Below are 15,093 nucleotides of genomic sequence, written 5' to 3'. Positions count from 1 at the left end.
GACAGTCATCAGCGCAAGTCGTAAAAGGGGAGGAGCGGGTCGGTTACAATACCGGCTTTCTCCTCCTCTTGCTTTTTGCGCACCCCCATGACCACACCACACGAAATGCCCACCGTCCGCCTGGCCAAGCGCCTGTCCGAAGACGTGCCCTGCTCACGCCGCGAGGCCGAGCTGTACATCGAGGGCGGCTGGGTGACGGTCGATGGCGTGCTGGTGGAAGAGGCCGGTGCGCGTGTGGCGGACAACCAGGAAGTGTTGCTGCTGCCGAACGCGACGCTCGATGAAATGCCGCCCGTGACGATCCTGCTGCACAAGCCGGCCGGCATCAATGGCGGCGTGGGCGCGGAAGGCAAGCCGGCCTTGAGCTGCCTGCGTCCGGAAGAAATTTTTACGCCCGAGAACGTGGCGCCCAGCTCCGTCACGCGCTTCCTGAAACGTCACCTGATTGGCCTGACCATCACCAATCCGCTGGAAACCATGGCCTCGGGCCTGCTGGTGTTCACGCAGGATTTCCGCGTGGCCCGCAAGCTGGTCGATGAAGCGAAAACGGTGGAGCAGGAATTCATCGTCGAAGTGTCGGGCGACATCATGGAAAACGGCCTGGCGCTGCTGAATCACGGTTTGCCCTTCAATGGCAAGCCTTTGCCGCCGATCAAAGTCAGCTGGCAGAATGAAACGCGGTTGCGTTTCGCCCTGAAAAACGTGCAGCCGGGCCAGATCGCCCACATGTGCAAGATGGTGGGCCTGGATGTCGTCGGCATGAAGCGCCTGCGCATCGGCCGCATTTCGATGGGCGCCATGCCCGTGGGGCAATGGCGCTACCTGCAAGGCTACGAGCGCTTCTAAATCTGCGGCGCCACGATGGCGTGGCTTTCCGCAAAGCTTTTCCATAGCCGTTCGGCGATATTCAGGGCGATGGTGTCGGCCTTCTCTTGCAGGGCGGCATTGCCCATGCTTTCCGTGGTGGCGAAGAACAGGGTCAGCCAGCGGCGGAACATGCACGGCGTCAGGTTTGTCATCTGCGCGTGCTGCGCCAGCGGTTTGCCGTGGTAGCGCATGGTGCCGCGCAGCAAGCCGGACCAGAAATCCACCAGGGTCGCCAGGTGTGCATCCCAGTCCTCGACCTCGGCGGCAAAGATGGGACCGAGCATGGCGTCTTCGCGCGCGGCCGCATAGAAGGTGTGCACGAGATGCCGGACTTCGTCTTCGCTGCAGACGTCCGGGCGGGATTTGATGATATGGATGTGGGGTGGGGGAGCGGTATTGTTCATGGCATGCCATGATCGCAGGCCCCCAGCGGTGCTTCAATGACGCAGGTCAAGCCGCTTGAAATCTCAGGCGGCGACTTTCTTGGACTTCTTTGCCGGGGCGGGCAATTGCACGATCTGCGTGCCCAGCAGTTTGTCGTGCAGGAACTGGCCATTGCCCGTGAACAGGGCGGTGCTTGACCACGCCAGCATGCCGATGCCGATGGCGCCCAGCGCCGTCCAGTGCTGCAGGTCGAAGCTATACGCCACCAGCAGGGCAGGCAGCAGCCACATCCAGGCAAGCACGTAGCGGCAGGCGGCCACGCGCAGCGGCACGTGGGCGTGGCCCGGCAGCACCACTTTCAGACGCCATGTCTTCATGGCCAGGGTTTGCCCTTCGCGGCTCCATTGATGGATGAAATATGCGCCCATGACGAGGAAGGCCAGGCACTGGCGCATGTGTTCCGTCAAGGGCGTATGCGCGCCTTGCACGACCAATTCAAATACCAGGAAGGGCAGGAACAGCACGGCCAGGGCCAGCAGCGACTCGTACACCATGGAAATCAGGCGGCGCTTGATCGTGGGCAGGGAAGTGGTGCTGGCGGCAGGCGTGCTATTTGGCATTGGCGGGTAGTGGGGCAGGCGTGGTGGGCGGCGTGACGGGCACGGTGGTGGCCGGCGCTGCCATGGCGGCATCGGCGGCGGACGGCGTCGCCGGCGTCAGGGCTGGCGCGGCGGGAGCCGGGGCAAGGGGCGCGGCGGCAACTGGTACCGCTGGCGGCAGGATCACGGCCGGTTTGCTGGTGTTCGAATTGATCGCCGGTACTTTGCCCAGCGGCTTTTTCGGCACCAGCTCCGTGGCCAGTTTCTTCTTTTGATCTTCCGGCAATTGCTGGTATTGCTCCCATTGCGCGGTTTTTTGACCAGGATCAATCTTCTTCGTGCGCGTATAGTTTTCGCGCACGAGGCGGCGCTGTTCCGGCGTCAGCTTGATCCATTCGCGCATGCGTTCATGCACGCGGGCTTGCTCGTCCGGCGACATGGAAGCGAAGCGGGCGGCGATATCGAGCCATTTTTGCTTGCGCAAGGCTTCCAGCTTGTTCCATTCGCCCGCCAGCGGCTGCAGGGCTTCCTGCTGCGTGCGCGACAGCTTGTTCCAGGATGGATTGTCGCTGGCCTTGGGCGGCGTGCCACCCTTGCCCGCCGTGCGGGGCGAGCCCGGTTTGGCGGGTGGGGCAGGCGCCACGGCCGCTGCCGGCGCTGCCGTCACGGGAACGGCGGCCGGGGGCGCGGCGTGCTGGCCCATCCAGGCGGCGCCAGCCAGGGCGCAGGCGCCCAGGCCGATGCCGGCGGCAAGCCAGCCAGTGCGTTTGCTGATACGTACCATGCTTATTGCTCGCGTTTCGTCAGGTAGGCGTTGAAGCCATGGTCCATATAGGCCGACAGCGGCAATTCATCCGACAGCACGGCGGCATCGATTTCTGCCAGTTCGGCAATATGTTGTTCTTGCTCAAACTGGTAAATGCCCACCATGCCGCCCACCAGCAGCACCAGCGGGATGATGACGCTCATGCGGCCCAGCCACGACAGCGGTTCGACAAACAGGCTGCTGGCGATGCCGGCGAAGACGTCCTTGCGCACGGCGACGGCCGCAGGCGCGTCCGCCTTCTTGCGCGCCAGGGCCAGTTTGCGTGCCGCCGCCAGGCGATCGGTGGTCGATGCGGGCAGGTCGTCGAGTTTTTCGTTCAGTGCATGGCGCACTTTGTAAGCGAAATTGAGATCGTCGGTGTTCATAGTTTTATTCCCTTGGCTTTCAGCGATTCGGCGAGCGTGTGGGTAGCTCTGGAGCAATGTGTTTTCACGCTACCTTCGGAGCAACCCATCGCCTCCGCTGTTTCAGCCACATCCATGTCCTGCCAATAACGCATGAGGAACGCTTCGCGTTGACGCGCAGGCAGTTTTTGTACCTCTTCATCAATCAAATCAAGGATTTGCGCGCGTTCGACCTGATCGGCCGAAGATTCTGCGGCGCTGGAGCCCTGTTCCGCCTCATACGTGTCCAGTAATTCAAAATCGTCATGCTCGTCGCCCGAGGATTTCATGCCGGAAAACAGGCTGACCCAGGTATTGCGTACTTTTTCGCGACGGAAATAATCGAGTATGGTGTTCTGCAAGATACGCTGGAACAGCATCGGCAGTTCCGCCGCCGGCTTGTCGCCGTATTTCTCGGCCAGCTTGATCATCGCATCCTGCACGATGTCGAGCGCCGATTCATCCTTGCGGACCGCGTAGGCGGCTTGCTTGAAAGCACGCCGCTCGACATTTTCTAGAAAGTCGGATAATTCTTTGTCTGTTGCCATGCGGTATGGGGTGAGCTTGCGGCTGCGTGTGCTGTGGGCGAAATGGAGGCGGGTATGCTTTTTGCAACCCTGAGCATGCTAGCAAAAAATGTGCGTTTCCGCAGCGTTTTTGCACTGCGTGTGAGCAAAAAGGGCATTCGGCTGACATTTTCCTTGACCATAATGGTGCGACGCGATAACGTATGGGACGCTTTGAACACCCCAAAGCTCTATGGTCAAGTTGCAACTGGCACACAACGCCACCAGCGACAAGACGCGCTTTCATTTGTAGGCAGTTTGTTCTAACCCGCGCCACAAGCGCGAGCGGTTCGTACAGGCGCCACAGAAACTCCGGCCAAACGAGTTGCGTTAAGCGTTGTTTTGTAAGGTATCTATGGGTGCCCAAAGAAATGTCGTGACCGCATGAAAAGGGAAGCAGGAGCACTGTTGCGTTAGGCGTACCTCGTCAGGAAAGAACATCCGATCAATCTCCAATGGACCTTGAAAGGAATGTTTCATGAATACCGAAGCAACAGCAGGACCTATTACCGGCGCGGAAATTGTCGTGCGCTGTCTGGCTGAAGAGGGCGTCGAGCACGTCTTTGGATATCCGGGCGGAGCCGTACTCTACATCTACGACGCCATCTTCCAGCAAAACAAATTCCAGCATATCCTGGTACGCCACGAGCAGGCCGCGATCCACGCCGCCGATGCCTATTCGCGCAGCTCGAACAAAGTCGGTGTCGCCATCGTCACGTCCGGTCCGGGCGTCACGAATGCCGTCACGGGCCTGTCGACCGCCTACATGGACTCGATTCCCATGGTCGTGATCTCCGGCCAGGTGCCGAGCCACGCCATCGGGCAGGATGCGTTCCAGGAATGCGACACGGTCGGCATCACGCGCCCCGTCGTCAAGCACAACTTCCTCGTCAAGGACGTCAAGGACCTGGCAGCGACGATCAAGAAAGCCTTCTTCATCGCCCGCACCGGCCGTCCGGGACCCGTGCTGGTGGATATCCCCAAGGATATCAGCATGCACAAATGCAACTTTGACTATCCGAAGGAAGTCGAGATGCGTTCCTACCGTCCCGTCGACAAGGGCCACTCGGGCCAGATCCGCAAGGCCGTGCAACTGCTGCTGCAGGCGGAACGTCCGATGATCTACACGGGCGGCGGCGTGATCCTGGCGCATGCGGCTCCCGAGCTGAACAAGCTGGTCGACCGCCTGGGTTTCCCTTGCACCAATACCTTGATGGGCCTGGGCGGCTACCGCGCCTCGAGCGAGCAGTATGTCGGCATGCCCGGCATGCACGGCACCTATGAAGCGAACATGGCGATGCAGAACTGCGACGTGCTGATCGCCATCGGCGCCCGTTTCGATGACCGCGTGATCGGCAACCCCAAGCATTTCGCCTCGCACCCGCGCAAGATCATCCACGTGGACATCGATCCATCGTCGATTTCCAAGCGCGTGAAGGTCGATATTCCCATCGTCGGCAACGTCAAGGACGTGCTGATCGAGTTCCTCGCGCAACTCGACGCGGCCGAAGCCAAGCCGAACGTCAATGCCTTGAGCAACTGGTGGAAGCAGATCGCCGAATGGCGCGGCCGCGAATGCCTGAAATATCCAACGTCCGACCTGGTCATCAAGCCGCAAGCGGTGGTGGAGAAAGTGTTCCAGATCACCAAGGGCGACGCCTTCATCACCTCCGACGTGGGCCAGCACCAGATGTGGGCCGCGCAATATTACGGCTTCGACAAGCCGCGCCGCTGGATCAATTCCGGCGGCCTGGGCACCATGGGTGTCGGCTTGCCGTACGCCATGGGCGTGCAGATGGCCAATCCGGACGCCACCGTTGCTTGTATTACCGGCGAAGGCTCGATCCAGATGTGCATCCAGGAGCTCGCCACGTGCAAGCAGTATCACCTGACGCCGAAGATCATCATGCTCAACAACCGTTTCCTCGGCATGGTGCGCCAGTGGCAGGAAATCGATTACGGTTCGCGCTATTCCGAGTCGTACATGGATTCGCTGCCCGACTTTGAAAAGTTGGCCGAAGCATACGGCCACGTGGGCATGAAAATTGAAAAACCGGGCGACGTTGACGGCGCCCTGAAAGAGGCGTTCGGCATGAAAGACAGGCTGGTATTCATGAACTTCATTACCGACCAGTCGGAAAACGTGTGGCCAATGGTGAAAGCCGGCAAGGGCCTGTCCGAAATGATGCTCGGCTCGGAGGACCTCTGATCATGCGCCATATTATTTCTGTCTTGCTGGAAAACGAAGCGGGCGCCCTGTCGCGCGTGGTGGGCCTGTTCTCGGCACGCGGCTACAACATCGAAACCTTGACCGTGGCGCCGACGGAAGACTCGACTCTGTCGCGCATGACCATCGTCACCAGCGGTTCGGATGACATCATCGAGCAGATCACCAAGCACCTCAACCGCCTCATCGAGGTGGTGAAGGTGGTGGACCTGACCGAAGGCCAGCATATCGAACGCGAGTTGATGCTGATCAAGGTTCGTGCCGTGGGCAAGGAGCGCGAGGAAATGAAGCGCACCGCCGATATCTTCCGTGGCCGCATCATCGATGTCACCGAAAAGACGTACACGATCGAACTGACCGGCAACAAGGTCAAGCTGGACGCGTTCATCGATTCGATCGACCGCGCCGCCATCCTGGAAACCGTCCGCACGGGCGGTTCCGGCATCGGCCGCGGCGAACGCATCCTCAAAGTATAAAAATATAAGTAGCACTACGCGGTCCACAGGCCGCATTTAAAACAACAACGCATCATCAAATCATAGGAAATACCATGAAAGTTTTTTACGACAAAGACGCTGACCTCTCCTTGATCAAAGGCAAAAACGTGGCCATCATCGGCTACGGTTCGCAAGGCCATGCCCACGCGCAAAACCTGAACGATTCGGGCGTCAACGTCACCGTCGGCCTGCGCAAGGGCGGCGCATCGTGGACCAAGGTCGAACAAGCTGGCTTGAAAGTAGCGGAAGTCAACGACGCCGTGAAAGCGGCCGACGTCATCATGATCTTGCTGCCGGATGAAAACATCGCCCAGGTCTACAACGAAAACATCGCGCCGTTCGCCAAGCAGGGCGCCGTGCTGGCCTTCGCCCACGGTTTCAACGTGCATTACGGCCAAGTCGTGCCACGCGCCGACCTGGACGTGATCATGGTCGCGCCGAAAGCGCCGGGCCACACCGTGCGCGCCACCTACACCCAGGGTGGCGGCGTGCCCCACCTGATCGCCGTGTACCAGGACAAGTCGGGCATCGCCCGCGATATCGCCCTGTCGTACGCCTCGGCCAACGGCGGCGGCCGTGCCGGCATCATCGAAACGAACTTCCGTGAAGAAACTGAAACGGACCTGTTCGGCGAACAGGCCGTGCTGTGCGGCGGCGCCGTGGAACTGATCAAGGCCGGCTTCGAGACCCTGACGGAAGCGGGCTACGCGCCTGAAATGGCGTACTTCGAGTGCTTGCACGAACTCAAGCTGATCGTCGACCTGATCTATGAAGGCGGCATCGCCAACATGAACTACTCGATCTCGAACAACGCCGAGTACGGCGAATACGTGACGGGTCCTAAAGTCGTCACCTCGGCCACCAAGGATGCGATGCGTCAATGCCTGAAAGACATTCAAACGGGCGAATACGCGAAGAGCTTCATCCTGGAAAACAAGGCAGGCGCACCGACCCTGATCTCGCGCCGCCGCCTGACGTCCGAGCACCAGATCGAAGAAGTGGGCGCGAAACTGCGCGCCATGATGCCTTGGATCGCCAAGAACAAGATGGTGGATCAGTCGAAGAACTAAGCATTTACCGTTCTTCACAGGAAGCCGGCGCAAGCCGGCTTTTTTTGTGCGCGGGCGTTCGCCAGCCAACATCCGTTACAATCAGGCCCATTCAACGATACCGTCGGCACCATGCTTGTTTTCTCTAAAGTTTTTGTAGGCAATCTTCATGTGCTCAAGCGTCCCGTCCAGGTTGCCGTCAGCTGCTGGATTCTGGTCCTCAGCGCGCTGTTCTCGCTGACCTCGGTTTATCTCGGCCGCAACGATCCCGCCATGCTGGCCGGGATGGCGCACGGCGCCATTCCCGTCGAGGTGCAATACGCGATTTTGCTCTTCAGCCAGGGCATTACCCTGGTGGCGGCGCTGGCCATGCTGCAAAGGCGGCGTGGCGCGCGCACGGTGTATCTGGTGTGGGGCGTGATCGACATAGCGTTCTGTCTGGCGACCTTGCCGCTGAAGATGGACGTGCTGCCTGGCGCGCTCTTGTTCGCCGTCCTCTGCGCCTTCCTGTACAGTCCGAAATCGAATGCCTGGTTTTCGCCGCGCAAGGCGGCCAATGATGCCTGCATGACCCCGGCTTGAGCACGGCTGCTTGAAGCACGGCTGTCTTGGCGCGCACGCTTTGCGCCCGCCTCCTATATAATTCCGCCCTTCCTTTGCAGTGTCATCTGTCCTGCATCTGTTTCGGTATCTGCCGACCGCAACGCGCATCACCGCTTTCGTAGCACGCCAGGCGCAAACCATTCGCCGCCTGCGCCACCAGAAGGACTTCCATGACTGACCGCTTTACCGCCACAGTGCCGCCATCGGCCGCTGTTGCCGCTCCCATTCCCCAACGCCTTCCCGTGCTGGCCCTGCTGGCCCTGGCGATGACGAGTTTCATTGCCATCCTGACGGAAACCTTGCCGGCCGGCCTGCTGCCGCAGATCGCCCAGGGCCTGGGCATTTCCGAAGTCATGACGGGCCAGCTCGTGACCGTGTACGCCATCGGTTCCATCTTGACGGCGATTCCCCTGACGGCGCTGACGAGCGGCTGGCGCCGGCGCAATGTATTGCTGCTGGCCATCGTCGGCTTCCTGATTTTCAATACGGTGACGGCCCTGTCGCCGCACTACGTCATCACCCTGGTTTCGCGTTTCCTCGCCGGCATGGCCGCCGGCCTGGCCTGGGGCTTGATGGCCGGTTATGCGCGCCGCATGGTGAGCGTCGAGCAGCAGGGCAGGGCGATGGCCATCGCCATGATCGGCACGCCACTGGCCCTGTCGCTGGGCGTGCCGCTGGGTACCCTGATGGGCGGCGTGCTGGGCTGGCGCAGCATCTTCGGCATCATGTCGGGCCTGGCCGTGGTGCTGATCGCCTGGGTGCTGCTGGCCGTACCCGATTATCCGGGGCAAAAGAATGGCGAGCGCCTGTCCATCCGCCAAGTATTCATGACGCCGGGCGTGCGGCCCATCCTGGCGGTGATCGTCGCCTGGATGTTGGCGCACAATATTTTATATACGTATATCGCGCCGTTCCTGGCGCCATCGGGCTTGCGCCCACGCGTCGACCTGGTGCTGCTCGTGTATGGCGTGGGCTCGCTGGCCGGCATCTGGCTGATCAGCCAGCTGATCGACCGCTGGCTGCGCGCCCTGGTGCTGGGCTGCATCGCGGCCTTTGCCGTGGTGGTGGTCGCGCTGGGGCTGGCGATGGATGCGCCGGCCGTGATCTACATCAGCATGGCCATCTGGGGCATCACCTTTGGCGGCGCCGGCACCCTGCTGCAGACGGCGTCGGCGGACGCGGCCGGCGACGGCATGGACGTGGCGCAGGCGATGGTGGCCACCATCTGGAACGTGGCCATCGCGGGCGGCGGCCTGGCCGGCGGCATGCTGCTCGATGGTTATGGCGCGGCATCGTTCCCGTGGGCCATGCTGGCCTTGCTGCTGGTGGCGCTGGCCATCGCCTGGCGCGCGCGCCGCTACAGCTTCAAGCCGGGCCGCCGCAGCGGCGGCGTGGTGGCGGGCCATTGATAGCGTCGTTATATAAAATAACGTTGTTATTTAAATGTGAGCAGATGTGACCGGGCGGCGCATTTTGTGACGATTTGTTAATTTGCGCCACGGGAATTTTTGAGGCGTTAGAATCTACACAGTTTGACAAGTTTCTCAAGCGAAACGGGGCGGCACGCACTGCCCCGTTCCTGATTGTCAGCCACTTTAACCACCTAGGAGTACCCCCATGACCGTGATGAAATCCGTACTTGTTGCTGCCGCAGCTACCGTTGCCTTGAGCGCACAAGCTCAAACCTTGCCGACTTCCGGCACCCTGGTGGTCGTACCCGCATATGGCGAAGTCAAGCATGCCAACGACCAGGTCGTTGCCACCCTGGCCGTCGAAGAGCAGGACAAGGACAAGGCTGCCGCCGCCTCGCGCGTCAACCAGAAGATGAACAAGGGTATCGCCATCGTCAAGCAGGCCGACCCGTCGGCGGCACTGAAATCGTACGGTTACTACACCTATCCCGTGTATCCGGAAGAGCGCCCATTGCCTGCCGGCGCCGTGGCCAAGCCGCGTTTGCCAACGGCCTGGCGTGTTGGCCAGTACCTGGAAGTGACGACGGCCAACCTGGCGGCCCTGCCAAAGACCGTCTCCGCGGCGCAAGGCGTGCTGACCCTGAATGGCTTGAATTTCGGCCTGAAGCCGGAAACCATCCGCGTGCTGGACGACCAGCGCATCGCCGCCACGTATAAGAACCTGAACGAGCGCGTGGCCGCCATTGCCAAGGCCATGGGCCGCAATGTGGCCGACGCCGTGCTCGATACGGTGGACTTCGAAGGTTCCGGCAATTACGCCAACGAAAGCCGTCCTGCCGCCGCACCGATGATGATGCGCAGCGCCAAGATGGCCGACGACAGCGCCGTCGCCGAACCGAGCTTCGAACCAGGCGAAACCACGCTCGACATGCGCGTCGTCGGCAAGGTCAAGTTCAAGTAAGTGCACTTGCGTGGGAAATTCCCGCATTAGCATGTTTTAAATCATGGGGCTTGTTGGCCCCATGCTTGTTTTTACCCGATTATTTTCCAGGAGAAATCCATGACAGTCATGAAATCGATGCTGGCCGCGGCCGTCGCCACCGTTGCCCTGTCCGCCCAGGCGCAAAGCCTGCCAACTTCCGGCACCCTGGTGGTCGTGCCGGCCAACGGTGAAGTGGTGCATGCGAACGACCAGGTCACCGTCACCCTGGCCATCGAGGAGCAGGACAAGGACAAGGCCGCTGCCGCCTCGCGCGTGAACCAGAAGATGAACCAGGGCGTGGCCATCGTCAAGAAGGCCGATCCCCAAGCCGTGCTGAAAACCCAGGGCTACTACACGTATGCCGTGTACCCGGAAACGGCGCCCCTGCCGCCCGGCGTAGCCGCCAAGCCGCGCGTCGCCACGGGCTGGAGGGTCGGCCAGTATCTGCAGGTGACGACGACCAACCTGGCGGCCCTGCCGAAAACAGTGTCCGCCGCGCAAGGCGTGCTGACCCTGAACCGCTTGAATTTCAGCCTGGCGCCGGCCACCGTGCGCAAGCTCGATGACCAGCGCATCGCCGCCGCGTACCAGAACCTGAACGAGCGCGTGGCGGCCATCGCCGGCGCCATGGGCCGCAAGGTCAGCGATGCGGTGATCGATACCATCGACTTCGAAGGTTCCGGCAACTACGCGCAGCGCGTCAACGTGACCGGTGCGCGCAACATGAGCGCCGATGCCATGGCCTATGGCGGCAGCCAGGTGGCCGAACCGAGCTTCGAACCGGGCGAAACCACCTTGAACATGGGCTTGGTGGCCAAGGTCAAGTTCAAATAAGGTTAGTATTGGTGTCAATATTGCCGGCTTGACGCCGCCGCGCTTTTCTTTGGCGGCGGCTCCTCTATAATGGCAACATCGGCAGGTGTGTGTGTTTGACCAAGCCGCCTGCCATCTGGCACCGAATCCCCTGCAGTACACAAGAAATGGAACAACATGGCAAACTTCCCCCGTCGTAGAGGCAAGAACGGCACTCCCGCAACCTCCAAGGCTTCGCGCTTCAGCAAATTCGTGCGCCAGCCGGTCGCCGACGGCGCGGGCAAGAAAACCTTGCGCCGCCGCGGCATCTATCTGTTGCCGAATGCTTTCACGACGGCGGCCCTGTTCTGCGGTTTCTACGCCATCGTCATGGCCATGAACCAGAAATTCGAACATGCGGCCTGGGCCATCTTCATCGCCATGATTCTCGACGGCCTCGATGGCCGCATCGCGCGCCTGACGAACACGCAGAGCGAATTTGGCGCCCAGTACGACAGCCTGTCCGACATGGTGTCCTTTGGCGCCGCGCCGGCGCTGGTGATCTACGAATGGTCGCTGCGCGGCATGGGCAAGCTGGGCTGGCTGGCCGCCTTCGTGTATTGCGCCGGCGCCGCGCTGCGCCTGGCGCGCTTCAACACGAATATCCAGGTGGTCGACAAGCGTTTCTTCCAGGGCTTGCCCAGCCCGGCTGCGGCGGCCATGGTGGCCGGCTTCATCCTGCTCATGAACGACCTGGAATTCGCCGGCAACCAGCTGGCCTGGGTCTCGTGGACGATCGCCCTGTTCGCCGGCCTGACCATGGTCACCAACGTGCCGTTCTACAGCTTCAAGGATGTGAACTTCCGCAAGTCCGTGCCCTTCATCGTGGTGTTCCTGCTGGCACTGTTCTTCGCGCTCATTTCCATCGACCCGCCGAAAGTGCTGTTCCCGATTTTCGTCGCCTATGGCTTGTCCGGCTATGCCGTGTTCTTCTGGCGCATGGCGAAGGGCAAGCCGGTCAGCATCATCCAGACGGACCCGGAGCACTGACGATACCCTGGGCCGGTAGCCACTTCTTTCCATCAGCGAGGAGCAGCCATGCATACCAGTAACCGGCTCATCATTTTTGACACCACCTTGCGCGACGGCGAGCAATCGCCGGGCGCGTCCATGACGCGCGAGGAAAAGCTGCGCATCGCCAGGCAGCTCGAGCGCATGAAGGTCGACGTGATCGAGGCGGGCTTCGCGGCCGCCTCGCAAGGCGACTTCGAGTCGATCCGGGCGATTGCCGGCGCCGTGCGCGAATCGACCATCTGCTCGCTGTCGCGCGCCAACGACCGTGACATCGCCCGCGCCGCCGAAGCGCTGGCGCCGGCCGAACGCAAGCGCATCCACACCTTCATCGCCACGTCGCCGCTGCACATGCAGATGAAGCTGCGCATGACGCCCGAGCAAGTGTTATTACAGGCGCAAAACGCCGTGCGCTACGCGCGCCAGTTTACGGACGACATCGAATTCAGCCCTGAGGACGGCAGCCGCTCCGACGAGGATTTCCTCTGCCGCGTGCTGGAGGGCGTGATCGCCGAGGGCGCCACCACCATCAACTTCCCCGATACGGTGGGCTATGCCGTGCCCGAGATCTTCGGCGCGACCATCAAGCGCTTGCGCGAACGCATACCGAATTCCGATAAGGCCATCTGGTCTGTTCATTGCCATAACGACCTGGGCCTGGCCGTGGCCAATTCGCTGGCCGGCGTCATGATCGGCGGCGCGCGGCAGATCGAGTGCACGGTCAATGGCCTGGGCGAGCGGGCCGGCAATACGGCGCTGGAAGAAGTGGTGATGGCGCTGCGCACGCGCGCCGCCTACTACAACCTGACGGTGGGCATCGATACAACGCAAATCGTGGCGGCATCCAAGATGGTGTCGCAGATCACGGGCTTTGCCGTGCAGCCGAACAAGGCCGTCGTGGGCGCGAACGCCTTTGCGCACGCGCCCGGCATCCACCAGGACGGCATCTTAAAGGCGCGCGAGACGTATGAAATCATGCGCGCCGAGGACGTGGGCTGGACGGCCAACAAGATCGTGCTGGGAAAACTGTCGGGCCGCAACGCCTTCAAGCAGCGCCTGCAGGAGCTGGGCATCGCGCTCGACTCCGAGGCGGAAGTCAACGCGGCTTTTCTCCGCTTCAAGGAGCTGGCGGACCGGAAATCCGAGATTTTCGACGAAGACATCATGGCTCTCGTCAGCGAGGAACAGCAGGCGCAGGAGAGTGAGCACTACCGTTTCATTTCGCTGACGCAGCAATCGACGACGGGCGCCGTGCCGCGCGCCCGCGTGGAGTTTCTCGTCGGCGGCGAACAGCGCAGCTGTGTGGGGGAGGGCGACGGCCCCGTCGACGCCACCGTCAACGCCATCGAAAGCGCGGCCGCCAGCGGCGCGGAGCTGGTCTTGTTCTCCGTCAACGCCATCAGCACGGGCACGCAGTCGCAGGGCGAAGTGACGATGCGCCTGTCGCGCGACGGACGCATCGTCAACGGCGTGGGCGCCGACCCGGACATCATCGTCGCCTCGGCCAAGGCGTATTTGTCGGCGCTCAACAAATTACACGCGAAGGATGAGCGCATCGACCCGCAACCTGAGTGAAGGACGCCTGATTCAACCTACTACGCGTCGGTATAGGTGGCCTGCGATGCTCACCGTACTAGAGTACGGTTGCGCTTCTTGGCCACCTCTCTCTTCCGCTCGCTACGGTTTTATCAGGCGTTGTTGCGCCAGTAATGTCTTACCAGAAGAAGCGGCGCTCTTCTTTGGCAGGATCGGGCCCGTTCATCATCATGCGCACGATGCCGTCCTGGTCGAAGTGCACGTGCATCATGGAATCCCACACGCCCGATTCCTTGTAGCGGTAGGACCAGACGTGCAGTTTCGGGATCGACAGATACGAGGTTTCCGTCGGCCTGCCCAACAAGTGCAGGACGTCCTGCTCGGTTGAAACGCCGACCTTGACCCGGGCGAAGCCTGCCGTGTCGAGGACTTGCTCATAGGAAATCAGCTTGTCGTCGGGGCCGAAGCGGGCCATGTAGGTGGCCTGGCCATATGGGCCCGTGGCGTATTCCAGTTCGGGGCCCGTGGGCAACTGGTAGACATTCGTCGGCCGGCCCAGGCGCGCCTCCACGGCGGCGCGCGGTTCGCCCGGCTGCGGCGGCGGGACGTTCCAGCTGGCGCAGCCGGCCAGCGCGGCAAACAGCATCGGTGTTGCTAATTTGAGTATATTTTTCATGTTTGTGCTCCTGAAATGCAGGAAAATCCTATCATGCACCGAGAAAAGGCCGCACGGCAGGATACAGGCGGGCATTTTTCCGATATACTTGCGCGTCTGGTTGGCAGCACTAGGCCAGTCTTTTAATAATCGTAGTTCACGGTGGATAGGGTTCAGACTCTGTGCACCGCATGTGAAAGGTTTATCATGACAGTAGAAAACATCAACAAAGCCGCTATCATCGCGGACAACGCTCGTGGTCAAAACGACACCGGCTCCCCTGAAGTGCAAGTTGCACTGCTGACGGCTCGTATCAACGAACTGAACGGCCACTTCAAAGCCCACTCGAAAGATCACCACTCCCGCCGCGGCCTGATCATGATGGTCAACCGTCGTAAGAGCCTGTTGTCCTACCTGAAGGCTAAAGACGCTACCCGTTATCGCGACCTGATCGCTAAACTTGGTCTGCGCAAGTAATTTTTGCCGTACAAGGTTTATACAGAAATGCCTGCGCCAGTTCGCTGACGCGGGCATTTTGTCATTTGAATTCCGGATTTATGTCGGTAAGTACAGTATTCTCTTGCCGATATCATGTTTTAGCAGCAATGTAGCAAAGGTGGTAACAAGTAAAGGCAGCATTTTTA

Annotated in this window: 18 protein-coding genes; 12 read left to right on the top strand and 6 right to left on the bottom strand. The window is 61.0% G+C overall.

The genetic code is table 11. The features are described 5' to 3' along the window. Window positions 1–87 precede the first annotated feature (87 nt). On the top strand, window positions 88–846 hold the full coding sequence (locus tag BM193_RS02315; protein ID WP_092795067.1) for an rRNA pseudouridine synthase: 759 nt from the start codon (window positions 88–90) through the stop codon (window positions 844–846). On the opposite strand, the gene BM193_RS02310 is transcribed toward BM193_RS02315, so the two are convergent. The 5 genes from BM193_RS02310 to BM193_RS02290 form a co-directional block, all read right to left on the bottom strand. Next, window positions 843–1,271: a group III truncated hemoglobin gene (locus BM193_RS02310; RefSeq protein WP_092795065.1), complete on the bottom strand. Its 429-nt coding sequence runs from the start codon at window positions 1,269–1,271 to the stop codon at window positions 843–845. The two genes, BM193_RS02315 and BM193_RS02310, sit on opposite strands and share 4 nt — an antisense overlap. Window positions 1,272–1,334: 63 nt before the next feature. Then, the gene (locus BM193_RS02305) at window positions 1,335–1,871 is read right to left on the bottom strand and encodes an RDD family protein (RefSeq protein WP_092795063.1); all 537 of its coding nucleotides are present in this window, start codon (window positions 1,869–1,871) and stop codon (window positions 1,335–1,337) included. Next, window positions 1,861–2,634, bottom strand: a complete 774-nt coding sequence (locus tag BM193_RS02300; protein ID WP_092795061.1) for a DUF3106 domain-containing protein — start codon at window positions 2,632–2,634, stop codon at window positions 1,861–1,863. The genes BM193_RS02305 and BM193_RS02300 overlap by 11 nt, the downstream gene beginning before the upstream one ends. A 2-nt stretch (window positions 2,635–2,636) precedes the next feature. After that, a complete protein-coding gene (locus BM193_RS02295; RefSeq protein ID WP_092795060.1) occupies window positions 2,637–3,041 on the bottom strand; it encodes a DUF3619 family protein in 405 nt (134 codons plus the stop codon). Beyond that, complete coding sequence (locus BM193_RS02290; RefSeq protein WP_092795059.1) at window positions 3,038–3,607, bottom strand: RNA polymerase sigma factor; 570 nt, start codon at window positions 3,605–3,607, stop codon at window positions 3,038–3,040. Before BM193_RS02290 ends, BM193_RS02295 begins: the two co-directional genes overlap by 4 nt. A gap of 54 nt (window positions 3,608–3,661) precedes the next feature. Between BM193_RS02290 and BM193_RS28165 the strand changes: the two genes are divergently transcribed. The 10 genes from BM193_RS28165 (at window position 3,662) to BM193_RS02245 (ending at window position 13,833) form a co-directional block, all read left to right on the top strand. Further along, window positions 3,662–3,892: a hypothetical protein gene (locus BM193_RS28165; RefSeq protein ID WP_139229958.1), complete on the top strand. Its 231-nt coding sequence runs from the start codon at window positions 3,662–3,664 to the stop codon at window positions 3,890–3,892. Window positions 3,893–4,103: 211 nt separating this feature from the next. Further along, a complete protein-coding gene (locus BM193_RS02285) occupies window positions 4,104–5,834 on the top strand; it encodes an acetolactate synthase 3 catalytic subunit (protein WP_092795057.1) in 1,731 nt (576 codons plus the stop codon). Between the two features lie 2 nt (window positions 5,835–5,836). After that, window positions 5,837–6,328 (top strand): acetolactate synthase small subunit, encoded by a 492-nt coding sequence (gene ilvN / locus BM193_RS02280; protein ID WP_010399754.1) that lies wholly within the window; start codon window positions 5,837–5,839, stop codon window positions 6,326–6,328. Between the two features lie 74 nt (window positions 6,329–6,402). Then, window positions 6,403–7,419, top strand: a complete 1,017-nt coding sequence (gene ilvC / locus BM193_RS02275; RefSeq protein WP_034750044.1) for a ketol-acid reductoisomerase — start codon at window positions 6,403–6,405, stop codon at window positions 7,417–7,419. Between the two features lie 150 nt (window positions 7,420–7,569). Beyond that, complete coding sequence (locus BM193_RS02270) at window positions 7,570–7,980, top strand: hypothetical protein (RefSeq protein ID WP_092795055.1); 411 nt, start codon at window positions 7,570–7,572, stop codon at window positions 7,978–7,980. A gap of 191 nt (window positions 7,981–8,171) precedes the next feature. Beyond that, the gene (locus tag BM193_RS02265; RefSeq protein ID WP_092795053.1) at window positions 8,172–9,410 is read left to right on the top strand and encodes an MFS transporter; all 1,239 of its coding nucleotides are present in this window, start codon (window positions 8,172–8,174) and stop codon (window positions 9,408–9,410) included. Between the two features lie 208 nt (window positions 9,411–9,618). Next, entirely contained in the window at window positions 9,619–10,374 is a 756-nt protein-coding gene (locus BM193_RS02260; protein WP_092795051.1) for an SIMPL domain-containing protein, read from the top strand. A gap of 99 nt (window positions 10,375–10,473) precedes the next feature. Continuing rightward, a complete protein-coding gene (locus tag BM193_RS02255; RefSeq protein ID WP_092795049.1) occupies window positions 10,474–11,229 on the top strand; it encodes an SIMPL domain-containing protein in 756 nt (251 codons plus the stop codon). 156 nt (window positions 11,230–11,385) lie between these two features. Further along, window positions 11,386–12,237 carry a CDP-diacylglycerol--serine O-phosphatidyltransferase gene (pssA, locus tag BM193_RS02250; protein ID WP_092795047.1) on the top strand — a complete coding sequence of 284 codons (852 nt, stop codon included), beginning with the start codon at window positions 11,386–11,388 and terminating at the stop codon, window positions 12,235–12,237. Between the two features lie 48 nt (window positions 12,238–12,285). Continuing rightward, the gene (locus BM193_RS02245) at window positions 12,286–13,833 is read left to right on the top strand and encodes a 2-isopropylmalate synthase (RefSeq protein ID WP_092795045.1); all 1,548 of its coding nucleotides are present in this window, start codon (window positions 12,286–12,288) and stop codon (window positions 13,831–13,833) included. A 139-nt stretch (window positions 13,834–13,972) separates the two neighbouring features. Here BM193_RS02245 and bamE read toward each other — a convergent pair whose 3' ends face one another. Continuing rightward, window positions 13,973–14,470, bottom strand: coding sequence for an outer membrane protein assembly factor BamE domain-containing protein (gene bamE, locus BM193_RS02240; RefSeq protein WP_092795043.1), 498 nt, complete (start codon window positions 14,468–14,470; stop codon window positions 13,973–13,975). A 186-nt stretch (window positions 14,471–14,656) separates the two neighbouring features. On the opposite strand from bamE, the gene rpsO reads away from it, so the two are divergent. Then, window positions 14,657–14,926, top strand: coding sequence for a 30S ribosomal protein S15 (rpsO, locus tag BM193_RS02235; RefSeq protein ID WP_010399743.1), 270 nt, complete (start codon window positions 14,657–14,659; stop codon window positions 14,924–14,926). The last annotated feature ends 167 nt before the right edge of the window (window positions 14,927–15,093 follow it).

This window comes from Janthinobacterium sp. 344, assembly GCF_900112025.1.
GTDB lineage: Bacteria > Pseudomonadota > Gammaproteobacteria > Burkholderiales > Burkholderiaceae_D > Janthinobacterium.
Note: the sequence above shows the minus strand (reverse complement) of the source record. Positions and strands in the feature narration are given on the sequence as shown.

What these genes read in the sequence shown, in the direction of transcription:
- BM193_RS02245 (WP_092795045.1), top strand. Translation starts at nt 12,286, where the DNA reads ATGCATACCAGTAACCGGCTCATCATTTTTGACACCACCTTGCGCGAC.
- BM193_RS02295 (WP_092795060.1), bottom strand. Translation starts at nt 3,041, where the DNA reads ATGAACACCGACGATCTCAATTTCGCTTACAAAGTGCGCCATGCACTG.
- BM193_RS02255 (WP_092795049.1), top strand. Translation starts at nt 10,474, where the DNA reads ATGACAGTCATGAAATCGATGCTGGCCGCGGCCGTCGCCACCGTTGCC.
- BM193_RS02310 (WP_092795065.1), bottom strand. Translation starts at nt 1,271, where the DNA reads ATGAACAATACCGCTCCCCCACCCCACATCCATATCATCAAATCCCGC.
- BM193_RS02265 (WP_092795053.1), top strand. Translation starts at nt 8,172, where the DNA reads ATGACTGACCGCTTTACCGCCACAGTGCCGCCATCGGCCGCTGTTGCC.
- BM193_RS02305 (WP_092795063.1), bottom strand. Translation starts at nt 1,871, where the DNA reads ATGCCAAATAGCACGCCTGCCGCCAGCACCACTTCCCTGCCCACGATC.
- BM193_RS02315 (WP_092795067.1), top strand. Translation starts at nt 88, where the DNA reads ATGACCACACCACACGAAATGCCCACCGTCCGCCTGGCCAAGCGCCTG.
- BM193_RS02285 (WP_092795057.1), top strand. Translation starts at nt 4,104, where the DNA reads ATGAATACCGAAGCAACAGCAGGACCTATTACCGGCGCGGAAATTGTC.
- pssA (WP_092795047.1), top strand. Translation starts at nt 11,386, where the DNA reads ATGGCAAACTTCCCCCGTCGTAGAGGCAAGAACGGCACTCCCGCAACC.
- rpsO (WP_010399743.1), top strand. Translation starts at nt 14,657, where the DNA reads ATGACAGTAGAAAACATCAACAAAGCCGCTATCATCGCGGACAACGCT.
- BM193_RS02260 (WP_092795051.1), top strand. Translation starts at nt 9,619, where the DNA reads ATGACCGTGATGAAATCCGTACTTGTTGCTGCCGCAGCTACCGTTGCC.
- ilvN (WP_010399754.1), top strand. Translation starts at nt 5,837, where the DNA reads ATGCGCCATATTATTTCTGTCTTGCTGGAAAACGAAGCGGGCGCCCTG.
- BM193_RS02300 (WP_092795061.1), bottom strand. Translation starts at nt 2,634, where the DNA reads ATGGTACGTATCAGCAAACGCACTGGCTGGCTTGCCGCCGGCATCGGC.
- BM193_RS28165 (WP_139229958.1), top strand. Translation starts at nt 3,662, where the DNA reads ATGCTTTTTGCAACCCTGAGCATGCTAGCAAAAAATGTGCGTTTCCGC.
- ilvC (WP_034750044.1), top strand. Translation starts at nt 6,403, where the DNA reads ATGAAAGTTTTTTACGACAAAGACGCTGACCTCTCCTTGATCAAAGGC.
- bamE (WP_092795043.1), bottom strand. Translation starts at nt 14,470, where the DNA reads ATGAAAAATATACTCAAATTAGCAACACCGATGCTGTTTGCCGCGCTG.
- BM193_RS02290 (WP_092795059.1), bottom strand. Translation starts at nt 3,607, where the DNA reads ATGGCAACAGACAAAGAATTATCCGACTTTCTAGAAAATGTCGAGCGG.